The organism is Stenotrophomonas maltophilia (genome assembly GCF_003970865.1).
Classification (GTDB): Bacteria; Pseudomonadota; Gammaproteobacteria; order Xanthomonadales; family Xanthomonadaceae; genus Stenotrophomonas; species Stenotrophomonas maltophilia_AR.
Genome location: NZ_RXLZ01000080.1, coordinates 1 through 17,541, shown reverse-complemented (window position 1 = coordinate 17,541; position 17,541 = coordinate 1). Strand labels below are relative to the sequence as shown.

Here is a 17,541-nt window from a genome sequence, read left to right as displayed (position 1 = left end):
CTGTAGCTTTCACTAGTTCTGCTCTCTCCGTCCTCTCTGTCTTGTACTGTTCCAACGGACGGGGCCCACGACGCTCCTGCGGCTTAGGTCGTGCGGCAGCGCAAGAGTTGTAACAGGGCCAGCTTCCATTCAAGGGCCTGTTCACCTGCCGCGACAGGCGGGATCACGTCACCCAACCGTCATATCCGGCCACCCACATGACCGCTGGTAATGACGTTAGACGGCCCACACGCACGGGGTCGGATCCCATATGCCCGCCCGGTATCACCTCATGCCCTCGCACCACTCAGCGCCACGCACCACCACCCGTAGCATCAAGCCATGTCCAGCCCACCCGCCGATCCCACCGCGCCGCTCGTCGCCATCGTTGCCTGCCACGGCCAGGGGCTGTTCGAGTTCGGCTGTGCGGTCGGCCTGTTCGCGCCGGTGCGGCCGGAACTCGGCGTGGCCTGGTACCGCACCCAGCTGTGCGCCGGCGAACCCGGTGCGCTGCGCATGCTCGGCGGAACGCAGGTCCAACTCCCCTACGATCTCAGCAGCGTTGATGACGCCGACATCATCGTCATCCCCGGTTGGCGCGAACCCAGCGAGCGTCCGCCGCAGGCACTGCTCGATGCCCTCGTCCGCGCCTACGCGCGTGGCGCGCGCATTGCTTCGATCTGCTCAGGTGCCTTCGTACTGGCGTGGGCCGGGCTGCTCGACGGCCGCCAGGCCACCACCCACTGGCGCCTCACCGAAGCGCTGGCACGCGACTTCCCACGCATCGATGTGCGTGAGGATGTGCTGTATGTGGACACCGGCAACATCATCACCTCGGCCGGTTCGGCCACCGGCATGGACATGATGCTGCACATGGTGCGCAAGGATTATGGCGCGCGCGTGGCCAACCTGGTGGCCGAACGGCTGGTACTGGCGCCGTGGCGTGATGCCGAACGCAGTCAGCGCGTCAGCCGCGCCATTCCCCATGGCGAGCCCACGCGCTTGGCAAAGCTGATGGAATGGATGCGCCGCAACCTGCGCGAGCCGCACTCGCTGGGCAGCCTCGCCGAGCAGGCCGCGTTGAGCCAACGCACCCTGCAACGGCAGTTCCTGGAAGCCACCGGCCTGTCACCCATCGACTGGCTGATCCGCGAGCGCGTGGCCTTTGCCCGCGAGCTGCTGGAAACCACTGACCGGCCGCTGCAGTGGATTGCAGAACAGGCCGGCTTTGGTTCGCAGGAGTCGTTCCGTCGGCACTTCCGTGGTCAGGTTGCTGCAAGTCCTACCGAGTACCGCAGCCAGCATCGCGGCGGTATCGCAGCCGACCGCCTGGTTGGCTGCTGATACCAGGTCCACTCGACCCTCCTACCTCATCCCAGACACTCCCGGGACACAGCAGCAGCCGATCGTCATTGCGGCAACAGAAGCACCGATTTGCCTCGGGTATGGCCCTTGAGGATATCGTCGTAGGCCTTCGCGGCATCATCGAAGGCGTAGGTGCGGCTCACGCTCCAGCGCAACGTGCCATCAGCCACACCGGCAACCACCCGCCGCAGCTCCTCGACATCGCGGGACACCCAGATCGGGAAGACCCTCGCCGAGGTGATCGGCTTCCCGGCGATCGTCGCGATCTGGCCATCGGCACGCACCAGCGCCAGCGACACGGAGGTCGCCTCCTGGGTCCCCGCCATATCGACCGACGCATCGAAAGGCATCGGATGCACTGCACGGATGCGATCGGCAAGTCCAGGGCCGTAGGCCACCGCAATCGCGCCGAGCTCGGCGAGATAGGCAAGGTTGTCTTCCGACGATGTGGCAACCACCGTTACCCCAGCCTGTCGCGCAAGCTGCACGGTGATCGAGCCCACACCGCCCGATCCGCCATGGATGAGCAGAGCGTTGCCCGCCACGAGCTTCAATGTCGACAGGATCGTCGAGGCCGTCTGGCTTGCACCCGCCAGCGATCCTGCGACCTCCCATGTCATGGCCGCCGGCTTCACGATCAGGTTCGCGGATGGCACCAGAATGTGGGTGGCATGGGTGAATCCTGCGCCCGAACCCAGGACTTCCGTGCCCACCGGAAAGCCCGGCGCCGCCGCGCCCACCGCGCGCACAACGCCGGCGAACTCAGTGCCGAACGCCAATGGCAGTGCTGAGTGACGGACTTCACCGGTCATGCGCCGGGCATCGATGGGGTTGATCCCAGCGGCCCTGACTTCGATCAGGACCTCGCCTACGCTTGGCTTGGGCATCTTCGCAGTCAAGCGTTCAACCACACTGGCATTGCCGTACTGGCGCGCCACGAACATCGTGAATTGGGACGGAAGCATTTCTTCAGGAACTCCGGGACTGTGGGGGGATGGCGCGGTGCGAATGGAGGCCGCCGCTGTGCTTCAGGGAACCGCTGTCAGCTCACAACGTCAGGTGGATGGTGTGACGGAGCGGACGGGAGGATCGCGCTCCGCCTCCGTCGAGGCAGCAGGCGCCAGCGACGAGAATCGCCCCGCCGTTTTAGGATGTACCGGGCCATCTTCCTGCCAGGGCCATTCGACGAACTGCGTCACGGAAAAATCTGCATGGGCCTGTCGCAGTCCCGCTTCGTCATTCATCACGAATGGGCCACTGACGACCACCGGTCCAGCAATGGGTTGCCCTTGCATGAGGGGGATTTCCAACAGCATCTGGCCACTGTTGGCAACGACGTTGCTCCTCCACGGGCGCGACAGACCTGCAACATCCAGCACAACCGAACTCATCGGAAACCCTCACCTGACAGACTGACGTACGCACTAACAAAATGTGCGTACGAGCATGGTAGGGTCCATTTTTCAACGTACAAGACGGCACATTCATGGGCGGAACACACACCGATGTTCGTACTGGCATCGCGCATGGCAGCGGCGTCTGTCCGGCGATCACCGACACGCTGTCGCGCATCGGCGACAAATGGACGGTGCTGATCGTCGGCACCCTGCGTGATGGGCCGATGCGCTACAGCGAACTGGGTCGCGCCATCGGCGGCATCTCACAACGGATGTTGACCTTGACGCTCAAGGGGCTGGAACGCGACGGGCTTGTCAGCAGAACGGTCTATCCGTCTGTGCCGCCGCGCGTGGACTATGAGCTCACTGAGCTCGGCCGCCTGCTGCTGGCGCCCCTGCATGCGCTCTTCCAATGGGCGGTCGCATATCAGCCCACGATGCTGGAAGCGCGGGAGCGCTACGACAACAAATCGGGCGCGACGTCCTCGCAATGATGAGGAGTCGTAACCTTGGCTGGTCGTTCAGAGCTGCCGGCCCAGCAGCATGCCCGGCCAGCCGTCCACGTTGAACGGCGCAATGCGCGTATACCCGCAGGATTCATAGAAGCGCACCAGGTCGCCGCTGCCACCGCCATAGCAGTCCACGCGCAGATGGTCGAGACCGGCAGCGCGCGCCTGCTCGTCGGCAAACGCCATCAAGCGACGACCAATGCCGCGCACGCGAGGTTTGCGTGAGGCCACCAGCACCCGCACATACAGCTCCGGCCCGGTGGGCGCCGGCACATAGGGCATCGACTCGCCCAGCGCCAGGAACGCGCGCACGTCACCCTGCTCATTCTGCGCCACCCACGCTCCCGGGAGCGCACACGCTTCAGTCACCAGGGTAATCCGGCGCGGCATCGTCGACCACGGTTCACCGCCCCATTGCTGCAGATTGCCGATCGACACGAACCATTCGATCACCTCGTCGAACAGCGTCAGCACCGCAGGCGCATCGGCCACACTGGCGCGGCGGATGTTCAAGGTGTCCTTTCCAGCTTCGGTCATGCATGCACTCCCTGACGTCCCGTAGATCCAGTAGTGCCAGGCGATGCCTGGCAGGCGCCCAGTGTATTGATCCAGTCCCTCGGCCACCGGATTTGACATGCAGGCATTTGCCTGCATATAGTCCACTCAAGGGCGGCGCCTGCCTGCCCATCGCGAGGAACCTGCAATGGTGGATATCGCACACAGGGTCGGCATCAAGGCCCCTGCAAGCCAGGTGTACCAAGCCCTGGCCACCCCCGAAGGCGTCGCCGCCTGGTGGGCCGAAGACACCCATGGCGACCGCGAAGCCGGCGGCACAGTCAAGGTGCGGTTCACGAACAACGGCCAGGAAATCGGCGCCATGGAAATGAAACTTGAGCAGCTTGTTCCAGGCGAGCTCGTGCTGTGGCGGTTCCTCGCCGGACCTGCCGAATGGATCGGCACCCACGCGCGCTTCACGCTGAAGCAGGAAGGCGACTACTGCATTGTCCTGTTCACCCACGAAGGCTGGAAGGAGCGTGTCGAGTTCACCTCCCACTGCAGTACCAAGTGGGCGGTGTTCCTGATGAGCCTGAAGGCGCTGCTGGAGACCGGCAAGGGGCAGCCCAACCCACACGACGTCAGGATCGACAACTGGAATTGAAGACATCCCCATGGCGGTAGACAACGTGCGCGACGCAGACAAGGTATTCAAGGCACTGGCCGATCCCACGCGCCGGACGCTGCTGGATCTGCTCTGCGAACACAACGGGCAGACGCTCGGCCAGTTGTGCGAGCACCTGGACATGGCCCGGCAATCGGTCACCCAGCACCTGGGCCTGCTGGAAGACGCCAACCTGATCAGCACCGTGCGCCGTGGCCGCGAGAAGCTGCACTTCATCAACCCGGTGCCGCTGCATGAAGTCTATGAGCGCTGGGTACGCAAGTTCGAGCAGCAGCGCCTGAGCCTGCTGCATGACCTGAAACGAGAACTGGAAGGAGAATGACGATGTCCGCAGAGTCCACCCGCTTCATCCACGTGATCTATATCGCCTCCACACCGCAGAAGGTGTTCGAGGCCATCACCCGGCCCGAGATCGCCAGCCGCTACTGGGGCCACGAGAACGTCTCGGACTGGAAACCCGGCTCGCGCTGGCAGCACGTGCGCGCCAACGAAACGCGCTCGGTCGAACTGGTCGGCGAAGTGGTGGAAAGCACCCCGCCCTCGCGGCTGGTCATCACCTGGGCCGCCGCCTCGCAGGCAGACAATCCAGATGCCTACAGCCGGGTCACCTTCGACATCGTGCCCTACCAGGACATGGTGCGCCTGACCGTCACTCACGACGAACTGGAACCCGGCAGCGGCATGGATACCGGCATCCGCCAGGGCTGGCCGATCGTGCTGTCGAGCCTGAAGTCGTTGTTGGAGACGGGCAAGGGGCTGGATGTGTTTGCGAAGCCGAGTGCTACCAGCTGAATCGCGGCATTCGGTTGACACAGAACGAAGACTGCTACGACCCCGTTCCGACGCGCGCACCGACACGATCGCCCACAGGCATCCCTGGCGACGTTCGATGAGTGCTTCAGACGCAGACTCCCTGCACAGCAAAGTGGCGGCGGTCACACTCGGCTTCTGGGTGATGAAGATCGCCGCCACCACGCTCGGCGAGACCGCCGGTGACCTGCTGTCGATGACGCTCAACCTGGGCTACGTGGCCAGCTCGGCCATCCTGCTGGCGATCTTCGCCGGCCTGCTGGCCGTGCAGTTGTCCGCGCGGCGCTTCCACCCGGTGCTGTTCTGGTCGGTAGTGCTGGCCACCAGCACCGCCGGCACCACCATGTCGGACCTGCTCGACCGCACGCTGGGGCTGGGCTACGCCACCGGCGCCAGCCTGCTGGCCGGCTGCCTGGCGCTGGTGCTGGTGGCCTGGCGGGTATCTGAAAAGTCGATCTCGGTCAGCAACATCGCATCGCGCCGCGCCGAAGGCTTTTACTGGACCGCCGTACTGTTCTCCAACACGCTCGGCACTGCACTGGGCGACTTCCTTGCCGACGATTCCGGACTGGGCTTCACCGGCGGCGCACTGCTGATCGGCAGCCTCATCGCGCTTACCGCGCTGGCCAGCCGCATCAAGGGCATCAATCGGGTCATCCTGTTCTGGATCGCCTTCGTGCTCACCCGCCCGTTCGGCGCCACCTTCGGCGACCTGCTCACCAAGCCGCTGGAAAAGGGCGGCCTGGGCTTCGGCACAGTCGGCTCGTCGATGGTGCTGTTCACCATTCTCGCCACACTGGTGGCACTGCCGATGCTGCAGCGTAAGGCGCAGCCAGCCAACTAGCGCGCCGTCCAGCCCCCATCCACCGGCAGCGCCGTGCCGGTAATCTGCGCCGCCGCGTCCGACGCCAGGAACACCACCATCTCGCCCAGTTGCTCGGGCGTCACGAACTGCAACGAAGGCTGCTTCTCAGCCAGCAGCGCGCGCGCAGCGGTCTCCTGATCCGTGCCTTCGCACTCGGCCAACGCGGTGATCTGCTGCTCGACCAGCGCCGTCCGCACCCAGCCCGGACAGATCGCATTGGCGGTGATGCCAGTGCCCGCATTCTCCAGCGCGGTCACCTTGGTGAACCCCACCACGCCATGCTTAGCCGCCACATAGGCCGACTTGTTCACCGAGCCCACCAGCCCATGCACAGAGGCGATGTTGATGATGCGGCCGGCGCCCTGCTGCTTCATGTGGGGCAAGGCCGCCGCCGTTGCATGGAACACCGCTGATAGATTCAGCGCAAGGATCGCATCCCATTTCTCTACGGGAAACTCGTCGATCGACGCGGTGTGCTGGATGCCGGCGTTGTTCACCAGGATGTCGATGCGGCCCATCGTCGCGACGGCGTGGGCGATCAGACCGCGCACTGCTTCACCTCGGGAAAGGTCGGCGCCGTCATGCGCCACGCGCACGCCGAACTCGGCTTCCAGTTTGGAACGGATGCGTTCGATTTCCGCCGCATCGCCGAAGCCGTTCAGCACGATATCGGCACCTTGCCGCGCCAGCGCGGTGGCGATGCCAAGACCGATACCACTGGTGGAGCCGGTAACCACCGCGACCTTTCCAGAAAACATGGGCGAACTTCCATTGGGCGTAGGCCGCCAGTGTAGCTCCACGCGCCAACCCGCTTTTGAATGGCGCAGCGCATGTCGGCCCGCGGCTAGAAGATGACGCTCGCTCGATCAACGGTCGCCAGCGGGTTGGCCTTCCGCACCGCCTCCAGGAACAGCAGGAAATCGCGGTTGAACAGCGTCAGGTTGCTGGTAAACGTCACGCACTTTCTGCCCGATGCTTTGCTGAAGCACACCTGCCAGACATAGCGCCCGTAGATCCTGTCGGACGTTCGTGTGACTGAGGTGATCTGCGAGAGCGGAACCACTGTAGGCACTGGCCCACGCCGCTGGTAAAAGGACTCTGTATCAAAGAAATAGTGCTCGCGATCCTCTTTCCCATCCACCATCACCAAGGCCATGGATGTACCGGAGATCCGGCGAGGGGGATCCAAACGCAGCCCTGATTTCACGGACGAGCGAGCAGTTGCTGACATTCGCCGAAGGGTGAACCAGAGGATCACCAACGGAAGTGCCGCGAGGACAATGAAACCCGCGGTCTTCAAAACAGTTTCCAGCGTGCTGGGCACACAGATCTCCAGGATAAACGTTCAGGCACTGGCGAGGCCCGAGTGGATCCACGCCACGCGTGGATGCTCGCCCTCAGCGCCCCCTCACTTCCAATGATCCGGCCCCAGGAACGGCAGGCTCAACACAAACACCGGAACCGCCACAGGGATCAACGCGGCCCCCAGCACCTTGCCCGCCGCCGAACCCACACCCGGCTTGTCCTCCCTCTCCGGCAGGATCCGCTGCGCCCGCGCATTGATTGGCTGGTCCAGCTTCCCCTTCTCTGCCAGCGCCGCAGCATCCGGCAACTTCACCCGCTCGCCGTTGCCCTCGAACAGCGCGCTGTAGTATCTGCCGCCCTTCTTTGAAAGATTGCAGGCACGGTCAAACGCCAGCGCGTAGCGGCTCCGATCCTGCGGCAGGTAGTAGCGCGCCCGCTCATCCACGTACTTCGCCTCGCGCGGGAGCACCTCAATCCGCTCCAGCTTGAACTGCGCGGCCTGTTCCGGCGTCACCTGCTCCGGCCGCAGCAGCAGCGCATAGCTGCCGTGCACCTTGGCCTTGTTGGCCGGGTCGCGCCAGTCTTCATGGAAGTACATCTGCGCGCAGGCCACCGCCTCGCGCAGCGGGCTGTCCATCAGCGCGCGGTACTCGCGGAACGGCGCGGCATTGAAACGCATCGGCTCGTCATAGCGCGGCAGCAGATACAGTTGGCCGTCGTCTGCCACGAACGCACTGGTGATCTCGCGGCTTGAGGCGTGTTCCTCCGGGCCACTGGCACAGCCGGACAGCAAGCCAAGGCACAGGGCGGAGAGAATGAAAAAAGACGTTCGCATGTCGTGTTCGAGGGCTTCCCTGGGAAAACGGCCCCGCCCGGAAGGACGAGACCAGCCCATCATGGTGCCATGCCGACCTTGCCCTGCCCAATCAGTGCGACTCCACCACACCAACGACGCGGTCAAACCTGCAGCTGCGCAGATGCTCGCGACTCAACCAGAACGTGGCCTGACCACAGTCACCAAACACCAGATCAATCGCCGGATCACACGCCAACTGCAGCAGGCAAACCGCGTCGCCCTCGCCTTCCACGTCGGGCACGATGCCGTGCAAGCGCGGTACGTGCCCCAGCATCTGGTGCACGCGCGTCTCGGCGCAGCGCTTGCGCCCATCAGGCAACGTGCCCAGGCTTTCATCAAACGGCAGATGTTCGTCCTGCAGGTGGCGGTACATCAGTGCAGGTATGCGCGCGGCCGCAGCCGGCGAGCCCGCCGCGTACGCAACTGCCGCCAGCAATCCCTTTGTGAACGCCCGCCCCATGCCCAGGTCGGTCAGCGTCATACACTCGAAGCCGTCGCTGATCTGTCCGATAATCCACTCACGGAATGCCTCCCGCGTTGCATCATCCGGGGCTTCGTCCAGGCCAATGGCGGCGGCGCGCGTCACCCATGCGCGTACGTCGGCGTAATCGATTTTCCCGCGCTTGCCTGCACGCCGCTCATTGCCGATCACCCGCGAAAGGCGGTCAATGATGATGCCTACCTGGGGAAAATCGGTCTGGTAACGCAGCCATTGCACCGGGAAGGTCCACGCAGGCGACTGCGGGCGCTCCCATTCCGTGGCTGCATCCGCGCGCGGAAACAGGCCCGTGGCCGCCACCACCGCACCCAGCCGCATTTCGTCCCGGCGCGAGGGGTAAATCTCGTAATACGGCCGATCCTCCTCACTCGGCGGCAGCTCCAGCTCGTCCGGCCAGGTATCCATGCGCCGCGCCACCAAAGGCCATTGAACATGCACGCACGGCCCATCCTCCTCAGGTAGCAGCCATGCGGGATTGCGGTGCGCGTGGTCCGAGGGGCCTTCATCCAGAATCGGACGCATACCGTCCGGCAGCGCACGCACGTGCTGATCGACCGCTACCTCAGCCGCGTACAGTACACGCACGCGTTGCTGTGGTTCGTCCGTGTCCCAGATCTGCTCTTCGTCGTTCATGGCGAAGAAGAACAGCATGCCTTGCGAGGGCATATCGGGATCCACGCGTGGCAGCTCGGCGCAATCGATCTGCGCCAGGAAGTGCATCGGCGCCGCTTCGCTGTAACTCTCGCCAACCGGCCAATCCATCCCATCGGGCAATTGCGGCAGACCGCCTAGACGGCTGCGAACCCTGGGGAATGCCGCCGGCGGGTAGAAACGCTGCAGCACCAGGGCCGGGGTTCGGTGCTTAGCGAAGAAGGCCTCAAGCACGGCGTCGGCATGGTGGTCGCGCTGGTCGGCGTGGTACATTGAATCTGCCTGAGCATCCATTTCGTTGACGTCCTTTTGAGTCTGGATCGAGCGCCACAGGTATATCACCCCCCAGCTTGCCTGTAGCGCCCGGCGATGATCCAATCACCAGCGCGCCAGATTGCGCCTTGGTTGGCGAAGTGGGCCAGAGGGTGCGGGCCGTGCGTCCTGGCCAAGCGCCAGATCAGCCACCCGGCAAGCCTTTGAAGAAGCGCCGCGACATAAGCCGATTTTCCAGCATGCCGATTACGGCATCTGCCGGGCGGCGTCACCGTGATGCGATGCCCATCGCAGTTTCGATTCTGGCGGGTAGTGCCCGTAGCGTGTGGTTACAGCGCGGCGCACTGTTCCGCTGCTGCAGCGCCTGGTCGGCCCTGAAGGCACTCTGATTTTCCGCAAGGGCGTGGGTCGCAGGCCCCTGCTGCCCTGGACCGACGCCAGCGGCATCGCAATTGCTGCCATGTCCGTCGCCATCACCCAGCACTTTGCCCCACTACTGGGGAACGGATGAAGAAGAAAGCCCACTCTTGAGAGGAGAACGCGCAAATGAACGCTGATGATCTGAAGACCATGCCGGTGATGAACCCTCTAGCCAACCAGCACACAGGTGGATCGAGTGCATCCAGACGCACCATCTACGTAGATCTTGATGGCGTAATGGCCGACTTCGACGCGGCATTTCCCGCCCTGTTTGGCCTGGACCATCGCTTGCTTGCCGACGATGAAATGTGGGGGCACATCAACAACCACCCGTCGTTCTTCCGCGACCTACCGCCGATGCACGGTGCAGTGGAATTCTTCCACAGCATCCACCACTTGAACCCGGTGATTCTCACTGCCTGCCCGAAATCGAACTATCCACTCGCTGCCATCCAGAAGCGGCAGTGGGTCCGCGAACACCTGTCAGCGACCTGCCTGGTGTTGCCTGTGCTCGGCGGCAGGCACAAGCCTCTTTTCATGCACCAGCCGGGCGATGTTCTGATCGACGATTTCGAAGCGAACTGTGATGCCTGGACAGCGGCCGGAGGTGTGGCGATCAGGCACGCCGGCGATTGGACCGCGACGCGTCACGCGCTTTCCCGGATTGAAGATCTGTCAGGAGCAGCGCTCGCGAAGGGCTGATGCCCTCTCTGCCGACCACGTTGAGACTTCCATAGTCAGGCCGAGGCGCTGGCCCCTCGGCCCGCAAGGCTGGCAGCCTGCTTTGCAGTCCCGCCTTACTTCAACCGCTCCACCAACCGCTGCCCCACCTCCAGCGCCGAGGCCGGGTTCTGCCCGGTAATCAGCTCGCGGTCTACCACCACGTGCCCGGTCCACGGCGTGGTGTTGCTGCTGAACTTCGCCCCCGCCCGCTGCAACGCGGTCTGCGGGTAGAACTTCATCTCACCGCCGCCCAGCATCGGCTTGGCCTGCTCTTCTTCCTGGTTGCTGATCACCGTCATCTGGTAGCCGCTGTAGATCCACTTCGGCGTAGCCGGCATCGCACCCGCTTCCAGCTTCGCCACGAAACCCGCCGCATCCGGCAGCGTGGACAGCAGCGCGATCGGCCCATGGCAGACCAGCGCGGTGGTCTTGTTGCGCTGGTGGAAGTCGGCCAGCAACCGGCCCAGCGCCGGGCCCTTCAGCAGGTCCTGCATCGGTGCGTGGCCACCGGGAATGTAGACCGCATCAAAACGCGCGTAGCCCTGCTGCTCGACGCGCGCCAGGCTGACCACCGGCGAGGCCGTCGGCGAGGTCAGCGCCAGTTTCTCCAGCAGATTTTTGTGCAGCGTCAGCTGCGCGGCATCGTTGCCGAAGTACGCCGGCGTCACCGAGGACGCATCCATCGTAGGCGCCCGCCCCTGCGGCGTGGCGAAGGTCACCTCGTGGCCGGCGTCCAGCAGCAGCTTGACCGGCTGCATCAACTCGTTGAGATAGAAGCCGGTGGACAGCACCTTGCCGTCCTTCAGGTCCAGGTGGTTTTCGTCGGACAGCACCACCAGCACGTTGGCTGCATGCGCGCCGCTGGCGGCCAGGGTCAGGGCCAGCGCTGCGGCCAGCCGGGTCATCAGGTTCATGGGGAGCTCCTATCGGGGAATGGCGGCCACTTTATTCATCGCCCCAGCGGCGATAAATTGGCCTCATCGCAAAACATCTGTTCCCCGGAGAGCCAAATGAGCCGCAAGTTCGACTACCTGGGCGATGTGGAGGTGTTCCTGGCGGTGGTCGAGCACGGCTCGTTCACCGCTGGCGCGGTGGCGCTGTCCACCACGCCCTCGGTGCTGAGCCGCGCCGTCACCCGGCTGGAAACGCGGCTGGGCCGGCAGCTGCTGCAGCGAACCACCCGCCGCGTGGGCCTGACCGACGCCGGGCGGCTTTATCTGGAACAGGTGCGCACCGCCTTCGGGCTGCTGGACGACGCTGAGCGCGACGTACTGGCCCAGGACGGTGCGCTGGCCGGCCGCGTGCGCCTGAGCGTGCCCACCACCTATGGCCACTACCGGCTGCCGCCCGTGCTGGCGCGCTTTGCGCAGCAGTACCCGCAGGTGCAGGTGGAACTGAACATCACCAACCGCAACGTGGACCTGGTGGCCGAAGGCTTCGACCTGGCCATCCGCCTGGGCCAGCTGCCGGACAGCGGGCTGGTGGGGCGGAAGTTGGAAGATGCGCCTTTGGTGCTGGTGGCTTCGCCAGAGTACCTGCAGCGCCGGGGTACGCCGCAGACGCTGGACGACCTGCAGCAGCACCTGTGCCTGCCATTTGTGATGCCGCGTACGGGACGGCTGGCGACGTGGATCTTCCGCGACGACGGGCGAGACGTGGACTGGCTGCCGCGTTCGTCCATCGAGACCTCCGACGATGTGCTGGGCGTGGTGTCACTGGCCGAACAGGGCATCGGCATCTGCCAGAGCTATGCGTTCATCGTGCGGGAGCGGTTGCAGCGTGGGCAGCTGGTGGAAGTGTTGCCGCAGTTGCGGGGGAGATCACGGCCGTTCTCGGTGATCTATGCGCCGCATCGGCGGCAGTCGGCGGCGGCGCGGGCGATGATTGAGTTGCTGGTGGGGAATGCGGCGGGGGGTTGAGCAGGGCGTGGGTTGAAGCTCCGACGCTCACCGATGCTGTCGTGTTTGAACCGAATTTCGGGCTGTGCGGCTGATCGCGCGCCGTTGATTGGCGAGGCGGACTAAGAACTGTTGTAAAGAAGGCCGTCGCGCTATTCGCTTGGGGCGCAGGCGATTGCGTCATTCCTAATCGGAATCAACAGAGCAGCTGCGGGAATACGTCTGGCGGTGTCGCGTGCTGCACGAATGGAGCGTGCAACAATAGCTCTTCGCTCTCGGATTCCGCGATTCCTTCGCGAATTTCTATTGGCATTCGGAGCGACGGCATAAACAACATGGCGCGCCACCGACAACGGGTGGCAGCGGGCGTCCAAACCCGAGACAGATAGTTGTTTACGCTTGCCCGTCGGCACCGTCCTTAACCGGTGCCGGCGGGCAATCCGTCGGCCTTTATGGCGGGCGGTGCGTGGGGGTCTTCGGACCCGCCGGTTATTGACAACTGTCTGTCCCGGTTTGGAACCCGCACCGTCCGCCACCTCTTCGCGGTGGCGCTGCTAAACACAGCCACGGAAGCCGACGCCATGAACGAATCCGACACCTTCTCTTCGTACACCGTTGTTGAACCCATCAACGACGACACTCCCCTGCCCGACCTGAACTACCTCCTCGGCATCCTCAAGCGCATGCGCGGATGCGAGGGGGCTGATGGGCACCCTTGGCCGGAATCCGATGTATCGCCCGGCCGACGTGTGAGCCTGGCCAGGAGCGAGCGCGCGATGGTGGGAGCGCTGACGGTGCTGGAACTGCTGCACGCGGCAGACCGCTGCCGCGTGGCAGCGGACCCGGAGAGGCATTTGGATGAGGGGGTGGTTGATGGGTTGTTTCTGGCTTGCCGGGGGCTGGTTGAGTGGGCTTGCCGGGAGGTTAGGCCGGAGTGATTTCCCTCGGCCGCATAGATGCCTGCTGGCAAACCCAGTGTGCACTTTCGGCCAGATGCAATCGTTCGCAGCAGAAAATCAGGACTAGCAGTGTCGCGGCATCGGCATGAAATAATTGTTAGATCGCGACCTATGAACCGGCATCTCTGGACGTTCGCAAACTTTCCAAGTACTGGATGTATGTGTGAAGTCCGCGACCAATGTTGCCTCCCTTTATGCCTGCCCCTTGGGTCAGCAATTGTTCGCGGCCTACTTCATCGGTCGAGTCTGGTGTTCCACCTTTCCAGCTTTAAAAGTCAACGACAACCAGTGCTGATGATATTTCAATGTTCTCTGGCCAAGCCGGAGTGTCTCTGTTCATGAAATATTGCCGATTCCTGAGTGTTCTATCAGACAGCGTCAGATAGAACTTGTGGCGCCAGTACTCTTCCATTTCATCGGCGATGGTGATGTAGGTCGGATACGTAATCTGGGACTGGATCCTCTTGGCACGAAGGATATGCCTTGCCGAAGTCAGCCAGTTCAAGCGATCTGCCCTAGGTGGGACGTTCTCGCCGCTGTCGGTCAAGGTGTTACAAAGCCACGCCAAAGCATGACTTCCTGCGGCTAGAGGCGGATAGACCGGACTCAAAATCCGCCGCCCTTAGAGGCGCGCGGGTTCGCCCCCCCCTTTCGCACCGATAAAATCAAAGAGCTAGGCTTCGCGACCTAGCCCTTTTGTTCTTCCCGGCCGCGCTGCGGCCGAAATGTGGCCGAATGCTGCGAAACTAGGCTTAGCGCTGCGTCAGCAAACCCATGCCAATACGGGTTACGCGGTACAGCGCCGCGAACGAGTAAACGAACAAGCCCACCAGCACGCTCAGGTACACGGACGAGGTAGCGCCAACACTGGGTGAGAAGCCAGCGACCGCGAACACGCACAGCGCCAGCGATCCCCACAAGGCTTCGCTCAAGTAGTCGCGCAGGTGGGGCATGTAGCCGCTCTTTTTAAGCCGAGTTATCGATTCCTCCTTCATCCCCATGAGCAGCGTCTTCATTGTGGCTAAAAAACCCGCGAGGATGCCGCCCAGTGACACCAGCGCTGACAACATGTTTTCACCCTGTGGCAATTTGATGCCGAAGTACTTGCACGATGCCCATGCCGCCACCGCTGTGGCGATGCCCAGCAACCTTGGATACCAGCGCTCGTGCGTAATATTCATTAGTCCTGCATAACTCCTTTCCACTTGCCCTTTGCCCGCTTCAACGCCTTCACCCGATCAGTAAACGTGATGCGCCGGTCCGTGCCAACTGGAGCCTGCTCCGTTTCTTCTAGCTTGTGCTCAAGCAAGTCCACGACCTCAAAGTCTTGTTCTGGCTCTGCAGCACCGTAAGAACTGAGGCGGAGGATTGCGTCATCGTCCAGATTCTTCCTTACGGCTGTAAGCAACTTCTTCGCGGCGTTTTTTAGCTTTGACTTGCGGTCGCTGGAGCCAATGGTAAGCGTTATATAGAGTCGGTCGGCGCCAGTTTTAGTTCCAATCTCCGCCATATCAGTAAGCGACTGGCCAGCCTCAAGGTCAGCAGCCTGCATCTTGGTGAGATCAATACCAACCTCGACACGCCTAACAATCTTCTGATTCTTAAATCGGCGCTCTGCGTCGAGGTCAAGTTTCGGCTTGAAATCGTAAATGTTCACTACGTCGGAACGGTACTGCGAAAGGTATTGCTCCAGCCCGCTGACGCGGACGCCCCAGTGGTTATACTGGATCACAGCGTAGCGCGTAGCGGAGTCATAGAGGACGGCGGTGTCCTCGCCGAAATATTCGTTCTCCGCAAGGTTGAAGCCGGCCAGCTTCTTGGCTTTCGACACTCTTCCTGGTCCGTGCGCATCACGCATACGAACGAAGTTCAATTCCCAGAGCGTGCCGCGTCCGACCGGGGCAACAATGTCTTCTAGTCGGTAATCGACAAGGTTGCAGCGACGCACGCGGTCGGCAATGGCATCAGCCTGGATGCACGCCAAAAGCTGTTCAAGTGGTTCTGCGCCTTCTCCATGCTCCACTCGGAACAACTGAACTCTGATACTTGCCTTGTCCATGTATTCCCTCAATTCGATGGTTATCAAACTTTTAGGTATCAGCGCCGCTGTCCATAGCCACATTTTCCGAATGTCGGTCGCAAGGACTGCGACGCGGTCCTCCCCTGCGTGCGTGCCAGTAGACCATGCTTTTCGTTCAGAATCACCTACACTTCACAACTTCCAAGTAAAACAGGTCCGACACCCCGTAGAGCCGGTCCTACCGCCAGCTCGAGGAGCTAAGTGCCGAGTCGGGCAGGAGGAACCATCCCGACTACTTCTCATATGTGCCACTCCATTTTGATTTCGCAGGCCCAGTCGATGCGGTGGGCGCCGTAGCACATGGCGTCCAGCGCGTGATTTCCCGCGCCCTCCGGTCGCAGGGTAGACGCCGAAGGTACCAAGCGCCGATGATGTGAATGATGTCGATCCAGTGCAATTCCGGCAGCTACAAATTCGCACTCTCTTCGATTGAGAGAACATGCCTAGAGATACTTAGTTGACCGCTTTGGGTCGAGACGGGGCATTAGGGCCGGCCTCGCGCCGGTAGCAGCCCTTATATCCGCTATCGGCCAGAAGCGGACGCCCTGATGCTCCGCTGCGCGAGAGCGAAACTCAATCCATTGCCATAGGTAGTCAGTTCCGACTGATCGCAGTGAAGAACTCGCTCCGACATTACCTGGGTTTGCGCGGGGTCTCTCTGAGCCGCAAGTGGCGTGCGCTCTTCTCAAGTGCACGGCGGAAAAGACGAGCACGCACATCAGTGGTACCTTGAACGAGGCCGCTCTGCCCCCCGATGCGAGCGTGCGGGTGTTCAATCATTGTCTAGCTGGCAATGAGCTAGAATGGTGCTGCCGTCCGCAGTGATTGACCATTCTAAGCTTGCTCCGCCACCTGCGTACACTGCCTCAACCTCCCATGCGAGGAAACCGGAGGCTTGAAGTGCGAAACGGCGGCTCACAGTGACATCCTCTACCTTTCCCCTCTCTGCGAGATCCCTCAGATCGCCGAGGAATACGCTGAGCACCATGTCAGAAAGGCGATCAAAGTCTGAAGCCGGAATCTCGCGCCTTCCAACGGCGACGAACAGATCGGCCAGCATCTTTGGTTTATGTACTGGGTCCGCACGGTCAAGCTTATCCAGCAGCAACTCGCCTAGCAGTTCTCGCTTTGCTTCTGTTCCAGCGAGTTCGTCGACGACACGAGCGCGGTCGCTGGCCGATAGGTTGTCAACGCCCACCAGGAATCGAACCACCTTTGCGGCGAACAAGCGATCACCAATCGCGGCCGCTCCCTGACGTACGGCGAGCAAAACGGAGACCACAGGCACCTTGCCTAGGATATTCTCGTCTAGCGCCGCCTCCCAAACTGCCGAGGCCACATCCTTTGTAAGGCTAGCGGTTGGGCCGGTGAGGGCGCCTATCAGGTCGGTAGGGATCTTCATGTGGCTGGTGCCCGGGAGTGAGTTCGGATAGCTTTTACCACACCATCTCGGTGAGTTCTGTCCCTCAACTCTTGCTCGGGCAGGTAGTACCCAGCAAGCTGTCGAGTATCCAAGAAACGCCTTGCCGGGGTAAGGTCACTCTTATCCTAACCTGCGCATTGCTCCGAACGCTGATGGTCACCGGCGGTGTGCTCACCTGGTGGGATAAGCGCGGCGTGATCCATCATAGGCTCTGTAACTCAGGGGTTCTACCCCGAAATCACGGACGGTTCTAAAAGAGCTGCAACCTTCTGATCCTGCCTGGCGACCCTTCGCCGCATCCTTGGATTGTGGCGTCGCTCGATGTAGTCAAACACATCCGCTCGTGCTG

General features: G+C 62.5%; 20 protein-coding genes and 1 pseudogene. 9 read left to right on the top strand and 12 right to left on the bottom strand.

Annotated features, from left to right (window positions below; all coding sequences use genetic code 11):
• Positions 1–321: 321 nt before the first annotated feature.
• Positions 322–1,323, top strand: a complete 1,002-nt coding sequence (gene ftrA, locus EKL94_RS19910) for a transcriptional regulator FtrA (protein WP_126930375.1) — start codon at positions 322–324, stop codon at positions 1,321–1,323.
• Positions 1,324–1,388: 65 nt separating this feature from the next.
• Here the strand turns inward: ftrA and EKL94_RS19905 are convergent, their stop codons facing one another.
• Together EKL94_RS19905 and EKL94_RS19900 are read right to left on the bottom strand one after the other, a co-directional pair.
• The gene (locus tag EKL94_RS19905; protein ID WP_126930374.1) at positions 1,389–2,309 is read right to left on the bottom strand and encodes an NADP-dependent oxidoreductase; all 921 of its coding nucleotides are present in this window, start codon (positions 2,307–2,309) and stop codon (positions 1,389–1,391) included.
• 90 nt (positions 2,310–2,399) lie between these two features.
• Positions 2,400–2,735 (bottom strand): pirin-like C-terminal cupin domain-containing protein, encoded by a 336-nt coding sequence (locus EKL94_RS19900; RefSeq protein WP_126930373.1) that lies wholly within the window; start codon positions 2,733–2,735, stop codon positions 2,400–2,402.
• A 95-nt stretch (positions 2,736–2,830) separates the two neighbouring features.
• Here EKL94_RS19900 and EKL94_RS19895 point away from each other — a divergent pair, with 95 nt between their 5' ends.
• On the top strand, positions 2,831–3,235 hold the full coding sequence (locus tag EKL94_RS19895) for a winged helix-turn-helix transcriptional regulator (RefSeq protein WP_126930372.1): 405 nt from the start codon (positions 2,831–2,833) through the stop codon (positions 3,233–3,235).
• 27 nt (positions 3,236–3,262) lie between these two features.
• Here the strand turns inward: EKL94_RS19895 and EKL94_RS19890 are convergent, their stop codons facing one another.
• On the bottom strand, positions 3,263–3,787 hold the full coding sequence (locus tag EKL94_RS19890) for a GNAT family N-acetyltransferase (protein ID WP_126930371.1): 525 nt from the start codon (positions 3,785–3,787) through the stop codon (positions 3,263–3,265).
• A gap of 166 nt (positions 3,788–3,953) precedes the next feature.
• Here EKL94_RS19890 and EKL94_RS19885 point away from each other — a divergent pair, with 166 nt between their 5' ends.
• The 4 genes from EKL94_RS19885 to EKL94_RS19870 all read left to right on the top strand — a co-directional run bounded on the left by EKL94_RS19885 (position 3,954) and on the right by EKL94_RS19870 (position 6,084).
• Positions 3,954–4,409 carry an SRPBCC family protein gene (locus EKL94_RS19885; RefSeq protein ID WP_126930370.1) on the top strand — a complete coding sequence of 152 codons (456 nt, stop codon included), beginning with the start codon at positions 3,954–3,956 and terminating at the stop codon, positions 4,407–4,409.
• Positions 4,410–4,419: 10 nt separating this feature from the next.
• Entirely contained in the window at positions 4,420–4,752 is a 333-nt protein-coding gene (locus tag EKL94_RS19880; protein ID WP_126930369.1) for an ArsR/SmtB family transcription factor, read from the top strand.
• Between the two features lie 2 nt (positions 4,753–4,754).
• Positions 4,755–5,222: an SRPBCC family protein gene (locus tag EKL94_RS19875; RefSeq protein WP_126930368.1), complete on the top strand. Its 468-nt coding sequence runs from the start codon at positions 4,755–4,757 to the stop codon at positions 5,220–5,222.
• A gap of 97 nt (positions 5,223–5,319) precedes the next feature.
• Complete coding sequence (locus tag EKL94_RS19870) at positions 5,320–6,084, top strand: COG4705 family protein (RefSeq protein ID WP_126930367.1); 765 nt, start codon at positions 5,320–5,322, stop codon at positions 6,082–6,084.
• Here EKL94_RS19870 and EKL94_RS19865 read toward each other — a convergent pair.
• The 4 genes from EKL94_RS19865 to EKL94_RS19850 form a co-directional block, all read right to left on the bottom strand.
• Entirely contained in the window at positions 6,081–6,863 is a 783-nt protein-coding gene (locus EKL94_RS19865) for a 3-hydroxybutyrate dehydrogenase (protein WP_126930377.1), read from the bottom strand. The genes EKL94_RS19870 and EKL94_RS19865 overlap by 4 nt on opposite strands.
• An 86-nt stretch (positions 6,864–6,949) precedes the next feature.
• Positions 6,950–7,429 carry a hypothetical protein gene (locus EKL94_RS19860; protein WP_260473471.1) on the bottom strand — a complete coding sequence of 160 codons (480 nt, stop codon included), beginning with the start codon at positions 7,427–7,429 and terminating at the stop codon, positions 6,950–6,952.
• Positions 7,430–7,513: 84 nt separating this feature from the next.
• Positions 7,514–8,245 carry a hypothetical protein gene (locus tag EKL94_RS19855; RefSeq protein WP_126930366.1) on the bottom strand — a complete coding sequence of 244 codons (732 nt, stop codon included), beginning with the start codon at positions 8,243–8,245 and terminating at the stop codon, positions 7,514–7,516.
• A 91-nt stretch (positions 8,246–8,336) separates the two neighbouring features.
• Positions 8,337–9,689 carry a DUF1963 domain-containing protein gene (locus EKL94_RS19850; RefSeq protein WP_185830063.1) on the bottom strand — a complete coding sequence of 451 codons (1,353 nt, stop codon included), beginning with the start codon at positions 9,687–9,689 and terminating at the stop codon, positions 8,337–8,339.
• Between the two features lie 546 nt (positions 9,690–10,235).
• On the opposite strand from EKL94_RS19850, the gene EKL94_RS19845 reads away from it, so the two are divergent.
• On the top strand, positions 10,236–10,811 hold the full coding sequence (locus EKL94_RS19845; protein ID WP_126930364.1) for a 5' nucleotidase, NT5C type: 576 nt from the start codon (positions 10,236–10,238) through the stop codon (positions 10,809–10,811).
• A 95-nt stretch (positions 10,812–10,906) separates the two neighbouring features.
• Here the strand turns inward: EKL94_RS19845 and EKL94_RS19840 are convergent, their stop codons facing one another.
• The gene (locus EKL94_RS19840; protein ID WP_126930363.1) at positions 10,907–11,746 is read right to left on the bottom strand and encodes a type 1 glutamine amidotransferase domain-containing protein; all 840 of its coding nucleotides are present in this window, start codon (positions 11,744–11,746) and stop codon (positions 10,907–10,909) included.
• A 96-nt stretch (positions 11,747–11,842) separates the two neighbouring features.
• Between EKL94_RS19840 and EKL94_RS19835 the strand changes: the two genes are divergently transcribed.
• Together EKL94_RS19835 and EKL94_RS19830 are read left to right on the top strand one after the other, a co-directional pair.
• Entirely contained in the window at positions 11,843–12,751 is a 909-nt protein-coding gene (locus EKL94_RS19835) for a LysR family transcriptional regulator (RefSeq protein WP_126930362.1), read from the top strand.
• Positions 12,752–13,311: 560 nt separating this feature from the next.
• Positions 13,312–13,668, top strand: a complete 357-nt coding sequence (locus EKL94_RS19830; RefSeq protein WP_126930361.1) for a hypothetical protein — start codon at positions 13,312–13,314, stop codon at positions 13,666–13,668.
• A 773-nt stretch (positions 13,669–14,441) separates the two neighbouring features.
• On the opposite strand, the gene EKL94_RS19825 is transcribed toward EKL94_RS19830, so the two are convergent.
• The 4 genes and pseudogenes from EKL94_RS19825 to EKL94_RS19810 all read right to left on the bottom strand — a co-directional run.
• Positions 14,442–14,870 (bottom strand): hypothetical protein, encoded by a 429-nt coding sequence (locus EKL94_RS19825; RefSeq protein WP_126930360.1) that lies wholly within the window; start codon positions 14,868–14,870, stop codon positions 14,442–14,444.
• A complete protein-coding gene (locus EKL94_RS19820; protein WP_126930359.1) occupies positions 14,870–15,748 on the bottom strand; it encodes a DUF6731 family protein in 879 nt (292 codons plus the stop codon). Before EKL94_RS19820 ends, EKL94_RS19825 begins: the two co-directional genes overlap by 1 nt.
• Before the next feature lie 793 nt (positions 15,749–16,541).
• Positions 16,542–17,171, bottom strand: coding sequence for a hypothetical protein (locus EKL94_RS19815; RefSeq protein WP_126930358.1), 630 nt, complete (start codon positions 17,169–17,171; stop codon positions 16,542–16,544).
• 248 nt (positions 17,172–17,419) lie between these two features.
• Positions 17,420–17,541, bottom strand: a pseudogene (locus EKL94_RS19810) (IS3 family transposase); the annotation flags it as partial.

Coding starts and splice junctions, on each gene's coding strand:
- ftrA (WP_126930375.1), top strand. CDS start 322: ATGTCCAGCCCACCCGCCGATCCCACCGCGCCGCTCGTCGCCATCGTT.
- EKL94_RS19905 (WP_126930374.1), bottom strand. CDS start 2,309: ATGCTTCCGTCCCAATTCACGATGTTCGTGGCGCGCCAGTACGGCAAT.
- EKL94_RS19900 (WP_126930373.1), bottom strand. CDS start 2,735: ATGAGTTCGGTTGTGCTGGATGTTGCAGGTCTGTCGCGCCCGTGGAGG.
- EKL94_RS19895 (WP_126930372.1), top strand. CDS start 2,831: ATGGGCGGAACACACACCGATGTTCGTACTGGCATCGCGCATGGCAGC.
- EKL94_RS19890 (WP_126930371.1), bottom strand. CDS start 3,787: ATGACCGAAGCTGGAAAGGACACCTTGAACATCCGCCGCGCCAGTGTG.
- EKL94_RS19885 (WP_126930370.1), top strand. CDS start 3,954: ATGGTGGATATCGCACACAGGGTCGGCATCAAGGCCCCTGCAAGCCAG.
- EKL94_RS19880 (WP_126930369.1), top strand. CDS start 4,420: ATGGCGGTAGACAACGTGCGCGACGCAGACAAGGTATTCAAGGCACTG.
- EKL94_RS19875 (WP_126930368.1), top strand. CDS start 4,755: ATGTCCGCAGAGTCCACCCGCTTCATCCACGTGATCTATATCGCCTCC.
- EKL94_RS19870 (WP_126930367.1), top strand. CDS start 5,320: ATGAGTGCTTCAGACGCAGACTCCCTGCACAGCAAAGTGGCGGCGGTC.
- EKL94_RS19865 (WP_126930377.1), bottom strand. CDS start 6,863: ATGTTTTCTGGAAAGGTCGCGGTGGTTACCGGCTCCACCAGTGGTATC.
- EKL94_RS19855 (WP_126930366.1), bottom strand. CDS start 8,245: ATGCGAACGTCTTTTTTCATTCTCTCCGCCCTGTGCCTTGGCTTGCTG.
- EKL94_RS19850 (WP_185830063.1), bottom strand. CDS start 9,689: ATGTACCACGCCGACCAGCGCGACCACCATGCCGACGCCGTGCTTGAG.
- EKL94_RS19845 (WP_126930364.1), top strand. CDS start 10,236: ATGAACGCTGATGATCTGAAGACCATGCCGGTGATGAACCCTCTAGCC.
- EKL94_RS19840 (WP_126930363.1), bottom strand. CDS start 11,746: ATGAACCTGATGACCCGGCTGGCCGCAGCGCTGGCCCTGACCCTGGCC.
- EKL94_RS19835 (WP_126930362.1), top strand. CDS start 11,843: ATGAGCCGCAAGTTCGACTACCTGGGCGATGTGGAGGTGTTCCTGGCG.
- EKL94_RS19830 (WP_126930361.1), top strand. CDS start 13,312: ATGAACGAATCCGACACCTTCTCTTCGTACACCGTTGTTGAACCCATC.
- EKL94_RS19825 (WP_126930360.1), bottom strand. CDS start 14,870: ATGAATATTACGCACGAGCGCTGGTATCCAAGGTTGCTGGGCATCGCC.
- EKL94_RS19820 (WP_126930359.1), bottom strand. CDS start 15,748: ATGGACAAGGCAAGTATCAGAGTTCAGTTGTTCCGAGTGGAGCATGGA.
- EKL94_RS19815 (WP_126930358.1), bottom strand. CDS start 17,171: ATGAAGATCCCTACCGACCTGATAGGCGCCCTCACCGGCCCAACCGCT.